Origin of the sequence: Bradyrhizobium cosmicum, assembly GCF_007290395.2 — a bacterium.
GTDB classification, from domain to species: Bacteria; Pseudomonadota; Alphaproteobacteria; order Rhizobiales; family Xanthobacteraceae; genus Bradyrhizobium; species Bradyrhizobium cosmicum.
In genome coordinates this window covers 649,921-666,133 of the sequence record NZ_CP041656.2, presented here as the reverse complement: position 1 = coordinate 666,133, position 16,213 = coordinate 649,921, and the positions used below count along the sequence as shown (strand labels likewise).

Below are 16,213 nucleotides of genomic sequence, written 5' to 3'. Positions count from 1 at the left end.
CCACACTTCGCCTGAAACCGCTATTCCTTGCGCCCGGCAAGCTGCTCCTTCAGCGCAGCGAGTTTCGCGAAGGGCGAGTTCGGATCGACCGGACGATCGCGCTCGCGCGGGTTCGCGCTCGAGGCGTAGGGCCGCAGCGAGGGACCGCCCTGACGATCGCGGCCCTTGTCGCGGCCGCGGCTGTCGCGGTCGCCACCGGGCTTGCCCTTGTTGCGATCGCCGCCGAACTTGCCCTTGTTGCGATCACGATCCTTGTCGCGATCCTTGCCTTCGAAGCGGCGGTTCTTGTCGTCGCGTCCCTCGGGACGCGGCGCGCCTTCAGCACCACCCTCGCGCGGCTTGCGGAAATCCCTTCCGCCGTCTCTGCGACCGCCGCCATGACGATGGCGCTCACCTGGCTTGCCGCCTTCGGCAGCTTCGCCGGAGGCAGCCTCGGCCGGCGCGGCGCCTGCTTCGGCGCCAGCCTGCGGACGCTGATTGTGATGGCGCTGGTGGCGATGGCGCTCGTGGCGCGGCTTGCGATCCTCGTGACGGCCAGCCGGACGCCAGACCTCGATGAGCTCAGGCTCCGCGGGAGCGGCCGCGGCTTCCGCAGGTGCGGCGGGATCGGCCGATGCGGCGGCTTCCGGCGCGGCAGCCTCTGCCGGGGCAATCTCGGCCGGAGCAGCCTCAGCTGAAGCATTCTCAGCTGTAGCGGTCTCAGCCGGAGCAGCCTCAGCGGCTTCTTCCGCAGGCGGCGCGATGCCGGGGGCGTCTTCGGGCGTGACGGGTGCCTCGGGGGATGCTTCGAGCGCCGGCTCTTCGGGGGCGGGCTCGTCGTGCTGCTCGATGCCGGGCGCGTCTTCGACGGTCAGAGGCTCGGCGGCGGCTTCGATCGCGGTGTCCGTAGGCACGGCGGCATCCGCGGCCGGCGCTTCGGCCACGGCGGCTTCAGCCTCGGCAGCCGGCGTCTCAGCAGGAGCCACGACCGGCTTCGGCGGCAACGGTGCACGCTTCTCCATGCGATAGCCGAGCGCGCGCAGCACCGAGGCGAAATCCTCGCCGGCCGAGCCGGTGAGCGAGGTCATCGCCTGCGTCACGATGAAGCTGCGGCCGTCGAACGTGCCGGCGGGCTTTTCGCCGGGCGAATTCTCGCGCCAGGCCAGCGCCGGGCGGATCAAATCGGCCAGGCGCTCCAGGATGTCGACGCGGACGGCGCGTTCGCCGGCCTGCTTGTAGCCGAGCACGCGATAGGCATCGCGCGGCAGCTGCTTGTCGACCGGGAACGAGGTGCGGCCTGATGAGGCCAGATGCTGCGCGCCCGACAGCGAGGACAGATCGACATTGTCCTGCTTCAGCGCCCACAGCAGCGCGGCGAGCGCACGGGCGGCCGGCTTCAAGAGCCCGGGGAAATAGATGTGATAGGCGCCGAAGCGGACGCCGTATTTGCGCAAGGTCGCGCGCGAGGACTGGTCGAGATCCTTCAGCTCGCTCGCGATCTTGGGACGCTCGAGCACGCCCAGCGCCTCGACCAGCTGATAGGCGATGCCGCGGGCAATGCCGGTGACGTCCTCGGCCTTGGACAGCTCGAACATCGGCCCGAGCAGCTTTTCGATATGGGTCTTGAGCCAGAGCTCGAGCCGCGCCTGCACCTTCTCGCGCGGCGGGCCGGTGAGACGCTCGTCGGAGATGATGCGGATGCGCGGCGCCAGCGCGTCCTCTGCGGCAGACAGTCGCGCCACGGCGTCGCCGGTCCAGCGGATGGTGCCTTCCGACGTCAGCACGAACTGCTCGTCGGGCGCGCCGCCCAGTTTTTCGGCACGCGCGTTGATCTCGCCGGCGAGCACCGCTTGCGCGGCAGCCTGCAAGGCTTTCGCATCGGAGCCGGCTTCCGCCGCATCCGGTGCAAAGGTGAAGCCATCGAGACGGCCGATGACATGGCCTTCGACGATGACTTCGCCGGTCTTGCCGATTTCCGTATTCAAGCTCGTGTTCTCCCGCAGGCGGCGCATCAATACACTGGTCCGACGATCAACGAAACGCTCAGTCAAGCGTTCATGGAGCGCATCCGATAATTTATTTTCGACCTCGCGGGCGATTCCCTGCCAGCGTTCGGGGTCTCTCAGCCAGTCCGGACGGTTGGCGACGAAGGTCCAGGTGCGAATCTGCGCGATCCGGGCCGACAGCGTGTCGATGTCGCCGTCGACGCGGTCGGCCTGGTCGATTTGGGCCGCGAACCAGGAATCGGGGATGCAGCCCTTCTGCATCAGGAAGCCGTAGAGCGTGGTGACGAGCTCGGCATGGGCCGCGGGCGACAGTTTTCGGTAATCCGGGACCTGGCAGGCCTCCCACAGCCGTTCCACCGCGTCCTTGCCATGCGCGATATCGCGCACATCGGCGTCGCGGGCGGCGTGGTCGAGCACTCGCATGTCCTCGGCGATCGGCGCGCGCGTCAGCGCCTCGTGGCCGGGCGACTGGTTCAGCGACACCTGCAGCGCGCCGAGCGAGGAGAAATCCAGCTTCGAATTGCGCCATTGCAGCATCTTCACGTGATCGAAGGTGTGGTTCTGCAGCGCGTTGACGAGCTCGGGCTCGAATGGCCCGCAGCGGCCGGTGGTGCCGAAGGTGCCGTTGCGCGTGGCACGGCCGGCGCGGCCGGCGATCTGCGCGAATTCGGACGGCGTCAGGCGGCGGAACTGATAGCCGTCGTATTTGCGGTCGGAGGCGAAGGCGACGTGGTCGACGTCGAGATTGAGGCCCATGCCGACGGCGTCGGTGGCGACGAGATAGTCGACGTCGCCGCTCTGGAACATCTCGACCTGCGCATTGCGCGTGCGCGGCGACAGCGAGCCCAGCACCACGGCGGCGCCGCCATGCTGGCGCTTGATCAGCTCGGCGATGGCGTAGACCTCGTCGGCGGAGAAGGCGACGATGGCGGTGCGGCGCGGCTGGCGGGTGATCTTGCGGTCGCCGGCGAATTCCAGCTGCGACAGCCGCGGACGGGTGATCATGGAGACGCCCGGCAGCAGCCGCTCGATGATCGGGCGCATGGTGGCGGCGCCCAGCAGCAGCGTCTCGTCGCGGCCGCGTCGGTTGAGAATGCGGTCGGTGAAGACGTGGCCGCGTTCCAGATCAGATGCGATCTGGATCTCGTCGACGGCGAGGAAGGACACGTCGAGGTCGCGCGGCATCGCCTCGACGGTCGACACCCAGTAGCGCGGGTTCTTCGGCTTGATCTTCTCCTCGCCGGTCACCAGCGCAACGGCTTCGGGCCCCACCCGCGCGACGATCTTGTTGTAGACCTCGCGCGCGAGCAGCCGCAGCGGCAGGCCGATCACGCCGGACGAATGCGCGAGCATCCGTTCGATGGCCAGATGGGTCTTGCCGGTGTTGGTCGGCCCGAGCACCGCAGTGACGCCGGCGCCGGGCACACGATCGGAACGGGCGCGCTCGGAGGCGAAGGGGGGGAGGAAAAGGGCATCTGCTGATTAGGTAATGCCTGATGCGGCGAATGTCAGTGCTGTTTGGGGCGGCGAGGTGCTGACGCAGTCAGCCTGAGGCGCGAAGCGCTTGGAAGTCACCTCGCCCCGCTTGCGGCGAGAGGTCGAATTCGAGCGCAGCTCGAATTCGGGTGAGGGGGAGCTTCCGCGAATCCATCTGTCACTGCCTCTGCGGACACTCCCCCTCACCCCAACCCTCTCCCCGCAAGCGGGGCGAGGGAGAAGAATCCCGCGCAACTGTCTCACTTTGCGACGCTTTTCCCGCTGGCCTTAAGCTTCGGAACGACTCTAGAACGAATCGCGGCCGAATCGCTGACTCCCCCGAGAGTCCTGTTCCGTTCACGCAACATGTCGCGGGACTCTGATTTGACCAGCACTAGATGGAGTTTCGGCCGGTCGCACAAGCGACGATTTGATGACGGAAACTGTTAAGTTGGGGATGGCGCGGAGTCGAATCAGAATCGGGGAGGAGTCAAATGGATTCCCCGATTCCGGTCCCTTCAAATTCGGTTCGGCGAAAACAACCCCATGCACAGTAGGGAGGGTATTGAAAAGGCGTCGCTTTCTCACCCTCCCCTGGAGGGGGAGGGTCGTGACGCCTGGAGCGCAGCGAAAGGCGTCGCGGGGTGGGGTGATCTCTCCGCTCGGGCACCGTTCGTGGGGAGAGATCACCCCACCCCGCTCGCGCTGCGCGCGATCGACCCTCCCCCTCCAGGGGAGGGTAAACAAGGTCACTGCGTCTTGGCGACCTTGGGCGGCTGGGCTGAGGTGATGAAGCTGGTCGCTTCCAGCATGGCCGGTCCCAGCGGGGTCGGCACTTTCAGCCAGAACGGGACCAGGATGCGGGTGCCCGCGATCGGCGCGAAGGCGACCTCGATGTTGCGCTGGGCGGCGAGGTATTTGATCACGGGGCGATCGGGGATGTAGCCGGCCACGGGCACGAAATACAGCGAGCAGACCACGACCGGGCCGCGATAGCCCTTCTCGGCCTTCACCGCCTCCATGCGCTTGAAATCGAGCTTGAGCTCGTAGCGCATGCGGCCGTCGAACACCGCGGCGTTGCCGTGGCAGGCCTCCGGCGACAGCACATCGCCCGTGCCTGCTACGCGCACCAGCGAAGCCGTCATCGGGTCCCAGACGCCGCGGCGATGCGCTTCGGTGACGACGATGCGGTCGGCATCGACCGGCGGCTCCGGCACGATGCCGAACTCCTTCACATTGCCCTTGTCGAGCGTGATGCGGATCTCTTCGGTCTTCTTCGAGGTGGTGGTGGAGGCCTGGTAGCCGGTCGCGACCAGCGCGCCGTTGACCACCCGGCCCTGCGAGGCGCCGGCGCCGGACCCGTTGGCGATCGATTTCAGCAGGCCCGAGGTGCCGCCGCTGGCCGCGGCCGAGAACACGTCGTCGCCGATGTCGATGTTCCAGACGCCCTTGCCGACGGGAATGCCGGCCAGCGTCGCCTCATACTGCGCCTCGAGCTTGCCCTGCGCCGCCGCGGGCGCGGCTCCCCACGCCACGGCGAGCCCGCAAAGGGCCGCCAGAGCCAGCCGGCCGGCAGAACCCGGCCGGGGCGCGAAGGGGGAGGATGCGGGCACGAAACGATCCAATCGGAGTGCAGACGGTGGTTACTTAAGCCAAAAACCGCGGCAAACAATGCGTCTGGACATGTCAGGCGCGGAACTCCACCCGTTATCTCGGGGGTGAATACGCCCTTTATGTGATGGTAAGGTGCGGCAAACACTGCCGTTTTGGTGATCGGGGTCGACCTCCCCCTCGCCCCGCTTGCGGGGAGAGGGTCGGGGTGAGGGGGACTCTCCCCGGGGGAGGAGGGAATGGGGCGCAATCAACCGGCTCCTCCCTCGCGGAGACTCCCCCTCACCCGGAATCCGCGCTAATCGCGCGCATTCCGGCCTCTCCCCGCACGCGGGGAGAGGCGAAAGCCCCGCCCAAATCCTTGACTACCCGCCCCTTCCCCCCTATACGTCCGCCGCTCCCTGCAAGGACGAAAGAATTAGCCCCCGTGGCGCCCCGAATGGCGGCCGCACTCGTTGGGGATCGAACTCAAGGATTTATGCCATGTCTCGCCGCTGCGAACTGACGGCCAAGGGCCCCCTCGTCGGGAACAAGGTCAGCCACTCCAACATCAAGACCAAGCGCCGCTTCCTGCCGAACCTGGTGAACATCACCTTCATCAGCGAAGCCCTGGAGCGCAACGTGCGCCTGCGCGTCTCCACCAACGCGGTGAAGAGCGTCGACCACAATGGCGGCCTCGACGCCTACCTGCTCAAGGCCAACGCCGACGCCCTGTCGCCGCGCGCCCTCGAGCTGAAGCGCGCCATCCAGAAGAAGGTTGGCCCGTCGGTCGCGCCGGAGAAGAAGGCGAGCTAAGCGAATTTTTTGAATTGGGCGGGGGCTAGGTTGCGTCGCGTGGCGTAGGCTTAGCCGAGTAAGAGTTTGCGTGACGGCCGGATCGGAAGATCCGGCCGTTTTTGTTTGCTCGCGTAGACACCCTTTAGTTGAGACGCAACAATACTCGCTGGACCACTCATCACCTGGACGCCTCATTCTCAGGAAGGAACAGTGCATGGTTTGGACACCAATGTTCGCGTTGCCCAACGTCCAAATTGCAATGCCTATTGAAGTCCAACACTTCGGACTGATTGCGGCGACCGATCCGCGCATTGTCGAACTGAAGAAGAAGTACAAAAATTTCGCCTCGTACCTCGGTCAATTCTCAACGGAGTTTGGCAATCAAGTTACCCCAAGCCTCTTGATGTGGGATGATAAGGGTCCACAAACATATAGAAACACCGAAGCGATCTCCGCATTTCGGGACACCATCGCTCTATCGATTACGCCATATGCTTGGGCACGAAACATACGATTCCAGCGGCCGGAGAATGTGCGATTTTCCGACTGGTTTAATATCTACCCTTGGATGATAGACAAAAACTACGAGCACGTAGTGATGCAAAATTCGGGAGGACTAAACCTTCACGACACAAAGCTTTTAAAGGCGCAGACGACACCAGGCATCTCCCCTGAAGTCATACGCAGCAATGAAATAGATGACCCTCTCCTTCGCGCTCTCTTGGCACGATGGGAAATTAGATTCACAGCCGAGAAACCCGAATGGAATGACCTAAAGCTGTTCCGCGCAATTAACATGGCCAATGTTGCGGGAGCCCTTCCATCTCAAGGAGACTTCACGCCGTATGACGAAGGACGAGCCTTAGCACTATGGGCAAGCGCGTTTGAGATCCTTGCCCATCCGGGGGATGGCCAGTCCGGGCATCTGCAAGTTTATGACCTTCTTGATCGGGCAGACTGGAAATCACCCGCTTGCCAAGATGCTCGGCACCCAGCAATGGCGCCGACTGGCGTCCGCCGACCGCGCATACTTGCCTGTGCGATCTACAGCAGGATTCATACAGCTCGCAACAACTACCTCCACGGCAATCCAGTTTCAGCCGTTCAGCTAATCATCGAGCCCTATAAGCGTTACCTGCTGGATTATGCTCCAATACTATTCCGTATGGCACTCGCGGCCTCTCTCGATCTCCGCTTCAAAGAAGCTGCGCCCAATGGAGCGAACGAAAAAGCGATCAAGGACTACAAGGATCGCGAATTTGCTTTTGGGTACTCGCAACGCACCATGGAAGCCGCTTTAGGCACGTTTTATATGACACGCCATGAGCAAAATCGGCGATCAGGTCGAGTAATTTTGTGAGTTCGATTGCACAATCCCGATCGCGGGATCTGCGGGGTGCGGAGCCATCGAGACAAGCATCTCAAAGCCGAGCTTCCCTTGCCAATCTCACTACTTTGTCACAAGGAATCGCATCGTGTCAGGCGAGCTAATTACGTCCGTCCACACTAAATGACCTTCGCGACGCTACAGCCCACGGTCGTGGCTCGTGGTCTCTTTGGACGAAAGTTGTCGAAGACGCTCGCGAGGTTTGGGATGATTTTTTCTCAGTGATCAAGAAGGCATTGCGGTCGCTGGCTCATTCTCCCTAGAAAGAAGCGATCGATCTCACTGATCTTTGCGGCTGCCGCTCGCCCCCTACCCCCGAAAATCAATGCTCCGCAGCACGATCCCCGGCGGGGTGCCTTCGAACTCCGTCGCCTGATACTTCCGTTCCACGCAGGCTTCGATGCGCTCGCGCAGGCGGGTGAACTGGGCTTCGCGCTCACTGGGCCTGGCGCGCGGGCCGCGTTCGAGGTCGTCCATAGCGGAGGTGGAGATCGCGCAGGCGAATTCCTTGGCCCCGTCCTGCATCGAGAACTGGACGATACCGCGGTCCTGGTCGTGGCCGATGAAGCGGCTGGTGGTGAGTGTCATGGGATGTTCCTTTGCGCGGTTGTCGTTCCGGCGGAAGCCGGACCTACACCACGGAAGAGTGGATACGGGGACTCGGGATTACCGCCGTCGCCCCAAACCGCTTCCTGTGGTGATGGGTCCCGGCGCCCGTGCGCAATTGCGCACCAGGCCGGGACGACAGATGTGTCTGCGGCTAACTTCCGTCTTCCACCGAGAGCCTGGCGAAATCGTCGAACAGCGCGGCCACCAGGGCGCGGTGGCGGGTGTCTTCGGTGGACAGGCTCGCGGCATAGAGGTTGAGCAGATAGCGCGCCTTCACCGCAGCCTCGGGCCACGACGTGGCGGGCGCCGACATCATGCGGTTTTCGAGATCGGCCTCGCGCTCGCGCAGCTCCCTGACGTTGTTCTCGACGTCGGCCAGCGCGCGGCGCAGATCGGTCGCCTTCTGGGCGGCCATGCCGCGATGCTTGTCGAGATCCACCGGGACGTCAGTCATGGGCAACTCTTGCCTCCAGGGCTTGGACATCCGAAGCCTGCGCGTCGGCCGCCTGCGCGTCGGCGAGGTCGACCGAGCCGATCGACAGCATCTCGGTTGCGCCCCTGACGCCTTCGGACGGCACAGTGATCATGGTGGCGATGCGGCGCCAGGATGCGAAGGACAGGCCCTCGATCATCTCCTCGTCGGTGACGACCTCATAGGCGCCGGCCGGCAATTCGCGTTCGATGCCGCGAATGTGGGCCGGATGCCTGAATGTGATGGTTTCGCGCCGCGAGCGAATGGTCATGCAAGCCTCCCTTTCGCTGGTCAGGCCCCAACCGACGCTGCTGGGACGAACATGCGCCCCTTTCGCCGCAATAGCCAACGCTTTCTTCGGCGGCATCGGCGCGCAGGCTACAGCTTTAGCGCTCGCTATCGCCGGACCGCAGGCGTACGCTGGCGCATCATTGCGCGTTCACAGGAGACCGACATCATGGCCAAGGGACAGCAACGCAGCAATCGCGAGACCAAGAAGCCGAAGAAGGACAAGGCCAAGGCGATCGCCGCCGCGCCGAGCCGCAAGGACGCGGCGTGGCAGCCGGATTTCGGACCGGGGAAGAAGAAGTAGGAACGAGCGAACGAGGGCGCTGCGCTTACCCTCCCCTGGAGGGGGAGGGTCGGATCGCAGCGCGATAGCGGTGCGAGCCGGGGTGGGGTGATCTCTCCACGCGAGCACTGTTGGATGCGGAGAGACCTTCACCCCACCCCGTCTCACGTTTCGCTGCGCTCAACGTGAGCCGACCCTCCCCCTCCAGGGGAGGGTAAGAGAGGCCACCATCTCCTCGCCGTCGCGCTTTTCGGCTATGCTCGCCCGGGTCGCATGTCCGGGAGGGGGATACTGTGGAGCACGAGCGCAAAGCCGAGCCGAAGAACCTCGTCATCTGCTGTGACGGCACCGGCAACGAGATCTCCGAAAACATCTCCAACGTCCTGAAGCTGTATCGCTGCCTGCGCAAGACCGACAAGACGCAGCCGCGGCAGATGGTGTTCTACGATCCCGGCGTCGGCACGGTGACGGAGCCGACGACGTGGCACCGGCTCAGGGCCAACGTCAATCTGGTGCTGGGGCTCGCCACCGGCTACGGGCTCGATGACAACGTGCTCTCAGCCTATTGCTTCCTGGTCGAGCATTACGCGCCGGGCGACAGGATCTATCTGTTCGGTTTTTCGCGCGGCGCCTACACGGTGCGGGTGCTGGCGGGGCTGATCCACAAGATCGGGCTGATCTCGCCGGAGCAGGCCAACCTCGCGGGTTCGGGCCTGATCTCCTACAAGCAATATTCCGGCTCCGGGCGCGGCAACGACATCGCCGATCTCACCGATGCCGGCTTCGACGATAGCGGGCCGCTACCCAAGGACAAGTTCGATCTCGCCGCGCAATTCGCGCGCATCACCTCCTCGCGCTGGCCGACCGTCCATTTCATCGGCGTCTGGGACACGGTGGCGAGCGTGATCGTGCCGCGCCCCGACCGGCTGTATTGGCCGAGCTTCGAGGAGCTGGCCTTCACGCTGCGCAACCCGAGCGTCAACATCTTCCGGCAGGCGATCGCGATCGATGAGCGGCGCTGCATGTTCCGCCTCAAGCAATGGCGCGAGCCGCAGGAGTTCTGGAGCAACCGCTTCGTGCCCGACGACAGGAAGAAGCCGCAGGACATCATGCAGGTGTGGTTCGCCGGCGTGCATTGCGATGTCGGCGGCGGCTATCCGGAGACCGAGAGCGGGGAGTCGAAATATCCGCTGGTGTGGATGATCGACGAGGCGGCGAAGGCCGGGCTGAACTTCAACCCGCGCACGGTGAACCAGCTTGCCTGGGGCGTGCAGCGCAAGAACTCGCCGTTCAAATATGTTCCGCCTGAATACACCGGCACGACGGGCCAATTGCACAATTCGATGAACGCGGCCTGGCGCGTGCTGGAGTATTTTCCGAAGAGCGCGAAGTACAAGGAATGGCCGGAGCGGAAGGTGTTTCTCGGCTTCTACATCCCCGATTGCGAGCCGCGCGTGATCCCCGAAGGCGCGCATGTGCACGAGAGCGTGGTGAAGCGGATGGAGGTGGATCCGGACTATCGGCCGGTGAACTTGCCGAAGGCGTATGTGACGGTGCCGATGCCGGTGGGGCCGCATGGTGAGGTCGATCCGGGCATACTGCCACCCTCGCATGGAGGGGGAGGGTCGGCTCGCATCGCGTAGCGAGGCGGGACGGGGTGGGGTGATCTCTCCACACCTGCAGTCCCCGTGTGGAGAGATCACCCCACCCCGCTCGCGCTACGCGCGATCGACCCTCCCCCTCCAGGGGAGGGTGGGCATCCCGCGCTTTCACGCTTCGCCGCAACTTTTCATTAAAATTCTCACCCCCGCTTTAGCCGGATCGCATCATCTGCTCCGCATCATCGCGCCAAGCCCGCCGCGATCTGCGGAATTGGAGGAGAGTGCCAATGCATCCGCGCCGACATGCCCGCGTCAAGCCGGCAGGCCTGGTGTCCCGCCAGGCCAAGATCATCACCGACCCGCGCGCGCCGGTGATCCCGTGCACGCTGATCGACTATTCGGCGGGCGGGGCCTGTGTCGATCTCGGCGGCCAGGTGAATATCCCCGACAGGTTCGAGCTCCTGCACGTCAACACCAAGAAGCGCTGCCGTATCGCCTGGAAGCGCGGCACGCGCGTGGGCGTGGTGTTTTAGCGCTACTTCCGCATCCGCGCCTTGGCGCCGGCGACGATCTGCATGGCGACGCCGCCGATCCAGCCGATCAGGGCAAGCCAGGTCCAGACCATGTGCGGCTCGAGCCGCAGCACGATGACGGCCACCGACGCGAACGCGGTCAGCGTGGCGCACAGCGTTCCGGCGGAGCTGAGCAATTCCGCGGCGTCGATGTGGCTGTGGGCCTCGTCGAAGGGAAGCTGCGGCGTGTCGATGCCGAGATAGAAGCCGACGAAGCCGAGCACCATCATCAGCAGCAGAAAGCCCTGCGTGGTGAGCACGGCGATGGCCGAGCCGACATAGGCGCCGACGAACAGCCCGCACGCCGCGCCCGCGACCGCAAGACCCACGCGTTCGAAAACGTGGGCAGCCTTCCGAACCCGAAACCGCATGGCCAGCCTCCGTGTTGCCGCGAGTACACGGAGGTTAGGCCAGTTTTGCGGGGGGCGGAAGCTAAGGGGATTTACGGATGCGTGAGGGGGAAGGTTCACTCCCTCTCCCCGCTGGCGGGGAGAGGGTTGGGGTGAGGGGGAGTCGCCGCGGGGACGGCAGCAGATAGACTCGCGGAGAGTCCCCCTCACCCACATCGCATCTTCGATGCGATGTGACCTCTCCCCGCAAGCGGGGAGAGGTGAAGACCCTTACCTCGCCCCGAACGTGGTCTTGCCGAACAGCGCCTTCTGCGTCGAGGGCTGCGAGCGCCAGTATTGCGGCGGGGCTTCGACCTCGCCGCCGAGTTCGGCCGCGGCGTGCCAGCCCCAGCGCGGGTCGTAGAGCATGCCGCGGGCGAGCGCGACCATGTCGGCCTTGCCGCTCGCGACGATCTCCTCGGCGTGCTTGCCTTCCGTGATCAGGCCGACAGCAATGGTCGGCAATCCGGTCTCGCGCTTGATGGCTTCAGCGAACTGCACCTGGTAGCCGGGGCCGAGCGTGATCTTCTGCAGCGGCGAGACGCCGCCGGAGGAGGCATCGATCCAGTCGACGCCGCGCGCCTTCAGCGCATTGGAAAACTCGATGGTCTGCGCCAGATCCCAGCCGCCCTCGACCCAGTCGGTCGACGACACCCGCATGCCGACCGGCTTGTCGTGCGGGAACACCGCGCGCACCGCGTCGTACACTTCCAGCGGGAAGCGCATGCGGTTTTCGAGCGAACCGCCATATTCATCGGTGCGCTTGTTCGAGATCGGCGACAGGAACTGGTGCAAGAGATAGCCGTGCGCGCCGTGCAGTTCGATGGCGTCGATGCCGAGCCGCGCGGCACGCCTGGCGCAGTCGACGAAGGCGTCGCGGATGCGCTTGATGCCCGCGGCGTCGAGCGCGAGCGGCGCGGCCTCGCCGTCCTTGTGCGGCAGCGCCGACGGCGCCACCGTCTGCCAGCCACCTTCACTCACGGGAATGAGCTGACCGCCGTCCCAGGGCCGCGCGCTGGAAGCCTTGCGGCCGGCATGGGCGAGCTGCATCGCGATCGCCGTGGAGGAATGCTTTCGCACCGAGGTGAGGATCTGCTTCAGCGCGGCCTCGGCGGCGTCGCTGTAGAGCCCGAGGCAGCCCGGCGTGATGCGGCCGATCGCCTCGACATGGGTCGCCTCGATGCAGAACATCGCGGCGCCCGACAGCGCCAGATTGTTGATGTGGGTGAAGTGCCAGTCGGTGGCGACGCCGTCGTCGGCCGAATACTGGCACATCGGCGACACCACGAGACGGTTCTTCAAGGTCAGGCCGCGCAGCTTGATCGGGGAAAACAGGGCGCTCATGCGGGGGTTCCGGAGGATGAGAGGAATGGAAGCGATTGCATGAAGTTTAGTCGGTGAACGGCGAATTGCCAGCCGCGCAGCGGGCATGACCGCCGGCACGGCCATGCATTGCGCGCGTCATGTAGTCACAAGCCCGCACCGCATATTCCGCCGTCGTCCCTGCGCACGCAGGGACCCATAACCCCAGGGAGGGGTTTGGCGAAGACTGGTCGTTCGGAATCCGCACCAATCGCAGTCGATCAATCACGCGGTATGGGTCCCTGCGTGCGCAGGGACGACAGTGGAAATTGGGATGGCAGCGGAGGCCCTACTCCACCAGCGTGAACTGCAGCAGCAGCGTGCGCTGGAGCAGCGAAAAATTGTCGTCCGAGATCAGCGTCAGCACCGTCTCGCCCTCGCCCGTGACGTGGGCGTCGATGCCTTCCATGTTGTCGACCTCGTGGCCGAGATCGGCGTTGAACAGAGCGGGGCCGTCCACCAGCGCGCCCGGCGCGATCGATTTCAGGGGAATCGACCGGATGCGGATGTTGATGCCGGTGAACCAGGAGAATTTGCGCTCGAGGATGAGCAGCTCGCCCGAGGGCAGCAGCACCGCGTCACTGATGAGCTGCTTGTCGGTGCGGCGGATGCTGAACTGGCCCGGCGTCGGGCCGCCGATCAGAAACCCGATCAGATTGCCGTCGGCATCGAAGCCGCCCTCCGACAGCGCGATCAGCGTCCCCGCCAGCGGCTGGCCTTTCGGGACGACGACGAGAGCTTCGATCCCCTTGTTGGTCGGCAGCTTGCGCATCGCCGCCGGCGACGGGATCACCTCGCCGCGGGCGCGCGTGCCGCCTTTGGCGAAATCGAAGCGCATGATCTGGTTGACGCGCTCGAGCCCGACGTAAACGGTCGAGCCGTCGCGCGCGAGCGACTCGGTATCGTACCAATAGCGCTTCTCCGTGATCGGCCGCCCCTCGGCCCCCAGCACCGGCGCGGCCTCGACGTCGTCGAGCCCGACCATCTTGCCGCCGGAATAGCGGATGGCCCCGGTGAACCAGCCGCCCTGGTCGGAGATCGCGAGGAAGCGCTCGCCCTTGGGATCGAGCCGGATGCCGGACAGGCCGCCGAAGCCGCGAAAGGGCGAGGTCAGCACCAGGCCGCTGCGATATTGCAGTGAGCCGAACCGCACGCGCGAGCGATCGCGCGGCTCGAAATTGGGAATCGGCCGCGCGTTGACCTCGACGCTGACCGGCTCGGTGACGCTGTGCTCGGGCGGCGGTACCGGTCCGCGCGGCGGCGGCGGCACGGTCGCAGGCTGCGCTTGCGCCAGCCTCGAGAGTGCGAGAGTGGAAAATCCCGCCGCCGCGTGGCCAAGGAAGCTGCGGCGGGATCGAAGCGCGCTCACGAATGCAGTTTGCGTCGCGGGCGACCGGCCGGTTGCGTCGGCGCGGTGTTGGTCTCGCTGAACAGCTCGGCCAGCTTCTCGGTGATGGCGCCGCCGAGTTCTTCCGCGTCCACGATCGTCACCGCGCGGCGATAATAGCGCGTCACGTCATGGCCGATGCCGATCGCGATCAGCTCGACCGGCGAGCGGGTCTCGATCTCCTCGATGATGTGGCGCAGGTGCCGCTCGAGATAATTGCCGGGATTGACCGACAGCGTGGAATCGTCGACCGGCGCACCGTCGGAGATCATCATCAGGATCTTGCGCTGCTCGGGACGGCCGAGCAGGCGCTTGTGCGCCCAGTCGAGCGCCTCGCCGTCGATGTTCTCCTTCAGCAGGCCCTCGCGCATCATCAGGCCAAGGTTCTTTCGCGCACGGCGCCAGGGGGCGTCGGCCGACTTGTAGATGATGTGGCGAAGGTCGTTGAGGCGGCCCGGATTGGCCGGCTTGCCGGCGGCAAGCCACGCCTCGCGCGACTGCCCGCCCTTCCAGGCGCGGGTGGTGAAGCCCAGAATCTCGACCTTGACGCCGCAGCGCTCCAGCGTGCGCGCGAGGATGTCGGCGCAGGTCGCGGCCACCGTGATGGGGCGTCCGCGCATCGAGCCGGAATTGTCGAGCAGCAGCGTCACCACGGTGTCGCGGAAGGTCGCTTCCTTCTCGTGCATGAAGGACAACGGATGATGCGGGTCGGTCACCACGCGCGACAGCCGCGCGGGGTCGAGGATGCCCTCTTCGAGGTCGAACTCCCAGGCGCGGTTCTGCTGCGCCATCAGCTTGCGCTGCAACCGGTTGGCGAGACGGGCGACGATGCCCTGCAGATGCGCGAGCTGCTTGTCGAGATAGGCGCGCAGGCGCTCCAGCTCGTCATGGTCGCAGAGGTCTTCCGCGGCGATGACCTCGTCGAATTTCGGTGCGAAGGCGTGGTACTCCGGCCCGCGCGGCTCGTTCTTGCCGTGCGAGTTCGGACGGGTCGCCTCGCCGGGCGTCTCGTCGTCGCCGAGCTCGCCGTCGTCGAACGTGTCGGAGGTCGAGGCCTGCGCGCTTTCCATCGCGCTGTCGCTCATCTCCTCGCTCGATGCCTGCGCCTGGTCCGCGCTCATCTCCTGGGCGGCGTCGGAATCGGGCGACCCTTCCGCGCCGGACTGGTCGTTGTCGCCGTCCTGGTTCTCGTCGTTGTCCTCATTGTCTTCGCTGTCGGCATTGCGCTCGTCGCCGAGCTCGAGCGCCGTCAGCAGATCATGCACGGCATCGCCGAACCTGGTCTGGTCCTCGACCAGGGTGTCGAGTCGGTCGAGCCGCTTGCCGATCTTGTCTTCGAGGATCGGCCGCCAGAGATCGACCACCTTTTTCGCAGCCGTCGGCGGCGCGAGGCCGGTGAGGCGCTCGCGCACCAGCATCGCCAGCGCGTCGGCGAGCGGCGCGTCGGCCCGGTCGGTGATCTCGTCGAACTTGCCGCGATGAAAATGGTCGTCGAGCATCGCGGTGAGGTTTTTGGCAACGCCGGCCATGCGGCGCGCGCCGATCGCTTCGACGCGGGCCTGCTCCACCGCCTCAAACACGCCCCGCGCCTGCGGATTGCCGGGCATCAGCTTGCGATGCAGCTTTGCATCGTGACAGGCGAGCTTGAGCGCGATGGAATCGGCGTGTCCCCGCACGATCGCCGCGTCGCGCTTGGTCATCTTGCGCGCAGGCTCAGGGAGCCGCGCCTTGCCCGGCGCAAGGCCCGGCCGCTCGGCGGCAAAACTCACATCGAGCTCGGGCGACTTCGCGATCGCCTTCAGGCAGGCCGCGACCGATCGCTTGAACGGCTCGGTCGGGGCTTCCTTGGTATTGCGAAACTTGCTGTTGGAGGTGGTCATTTCACCCTATCCGTCGTCCCGGCGAAAGCCGGGACCCATAACCACCGGCCGTCGTTGGGTCAGGAAAACTATCGGCGTCGCTTCGATCGATACATCGCGCGGTGTGGGTCCCGGCTCCCCGTGCGCCGTTGCGC

General features: G+C 65.3%; 14 protein-coding genes. 5 read left to right on the top strand and 9 right to left on the bottom strand.

Features of this window, described 5'->3' with window-relative positions; all coding sequences use genetic code 11:
- Window positions 1-20: 20 nt before the first annotated feature.
- Window positions 21-3,410 carry a helicase-related protein gene (locus FNV92_RS03075; RefSeq protein WP_334266088.1) on the bottom strand — a complete coding sequence of 1,130 codons (3,390 nt, stop codon included), beginning with the start codon at window positions 3,408-3,410 and terminating at the stop codon, window positions 21-23.
- Window positions 3,411-4,210: 800 nt separating this feature from the next.
- A complete protein-coding gene (locus tag FNV92_RS03070) occupies window positions 4,211-5,074 on the bottom strand; it encodes a DUF3108 domain-containing protein (RefSeq protein ID WP_143842316.1) in 864 nt (287 codons plus the stop codon).
- Between the two features lie 481 nt (window positions 5,075-5,555).
- On the opposite strand from FNV92_RS03070, the gene rpmB reads away from it, so the two are divergent.
- Together rpmB and FNV92_RS03060 are read left to right on the top strand one after the other, a co-directional pair.
- The gene (gene rpmB / locus FNV92_RS03065) at window positions 5,556-5,867 is read left to right on the top strand and encodes a 50S ribosomal protein L28 (protein WP_014439270.1); all 312 of its coding nucleotides are present in this window, start codon (window positions 5,556-5,558) and stop codon (window positions 5,865-5,867) included.
- A 196-nt stretch (window positions 5,868-6,063) separates the two neighbouring features.
- A complete protein-coding gene (locus tag FNV92_RS03060) occupies window positions 6,064-7,209 on the top strand; it encodes a hypothetical protein (protein WP_143842317.1) in 1,146 nt (381 codons plus the stop codon).
- 336 nt (window positions 7,210-7,545) lie between these two features.
- On the opposite strand, the gene FNV92_RS03055 is transcribed toward FNV92_RS03060, so the two are convergent.
- The 3 genes from FNV92_RS03055 to FNV92_RS03045 all read right to left on the bottom strand — a co-directional run bounded on the left by FNV92_RS03055 (window position 7,546) and on the right by FNV92_RS03045 (window position 8,588).
- The gene (locus FNV92_RS03055; RefSeq protein WP_014439269.1) at window positions 7,546-7,824 is read right to left on the bottom strand and encodes a DUF1488 family protein; all 279 of its coding nucleotides are present in this window, start codon (window positions 7,822-7,824) and stop codon (window positions 7,546-7,548) included.
- 172 nt (window positions 7,825-7,996) lie between these two features.
- A complete protein-coding gene (locus FNV92_RS03050; RefSeq protein WP_014439268.1) occupies window positions 7,997-8,299 on the bottom strand; it encodes a hypothetical protein in 303 nt (100 codons plus the stop codon).
- Window positions 8,292-8,588 (bottom strand): hypothetical protein, encoded by a 297-nt coding sequence (locus FNV92_RS03045; protein WP_143842318.1) that lies wholly within the window; start codon window positions 8,586-8,588, stop codon window positions 8,292-8,294. Before FNV92_RS03045 ends, FNV92_RS03050 begins: the two co-directional genes overlap by 8 nt.
- A 186-nt stretch (window positions 8,589-8,774) precedes the next feature.
- On the opposite strand from FNV92_RS03045, the gene FNV92_RS03040 reads away from it, so the two are divergent.
- The 3 genes from FNV92_RS03040 (at window position 8,775) to FNV92_RS03030 (ending at window position 11,022) form a co-directional block, all read left to right on the top strand.
- Entirely contained in the window at window positions 8,775-8,909 is a 135-nt protein-coding gene (locus FNV92_RS03040) for a hypothetical protein (RefSeq protein WP_283812550.1), read from the top strand.
- A 272-nt stretch (window positions 8,910-9,181) separates the two neighbouring features.
- Window positions 9,182-10,531, top strand: a complete 1,350-nt coding sequence (locus tag FNV92_RS03035; RefSeq protein WP_168213378.1) for a DUF2235 domain-containing protein — start codon at window positions 9,182-9,184, stop codon at window positions 10,529-10,531.
- 245 nt (window positions 10,532-10,776) lie between these two features.
- Window positions 10,777-11,022, top strand: coding sequence for a PilZ domain-containing protein (locus tag FNV92_RS03030; protein WP_168213379.1), 246 nt, complete (start codon window positions 10,777-10,779; stop codon window positions 11,020-11,022).
- A 2-nt stretch (window positions 11,023-11,024) separates the two neighbouring features.
- Here the strand turns inward: FNV92_RS03030 and FNV92_RS03025 are convergent, their stop codons facing one another.
- From FNV92_RS03025 to cobT, 4 genes are all read right to left on the bottom strand, one after another.
- Window positions 11,025-11,432: a hypothetical protein gene (locus FNV92_RS03025; RefSeq protein ID WP_014439263.1), complete on the bottom strand. Its 408-nt coding sequence runs from the start codon at window positions 11,430-11,432 to the stop codon at window positions 11,025-11,027.
- 249 nt (window positions 11,433-11,681) lie between these two features.
- Entirely contained in the window at window positions 11,682-12,794 is a 1,113-nt protein-coding gene (locus tag FNV92_RS03020) for an NADH:flavin oxidoreductase/NADH oxidase (RefSeq protein WP_143842320.1), read from the bottom strand.
- Between the two features lie 307 nt (window positions 12,795-13,101).
- Window positions 13,102-14,181: an esterase-like activity of phytase family protein gene (locus tag FNV92_RS03015; protein WP_143842321.1), complete on the bottom strand. Its 1,080-nt coding sequence runs from the start codon at window positions 14,179-14,181 to the stop codon at window positions 13,102-13,104.
- Complete coding sequence (gene cobT, locus FNV92_RS03010) at window positions 14,178-16,079, bottom strand: cobaltochelatase subunit CobT (RefSeq protein ID WP_143842322.1); 1,902 nt, start codon at window positions 16,077-16,079, stop codon at window positions 14,178-14,180. Before cobT ends, FNV92_RS03015 begins: the two co-directional genes overlap by 4 nt.
- Window positions 16,080-16,213 lie beyond the last annotated feature (134 nt).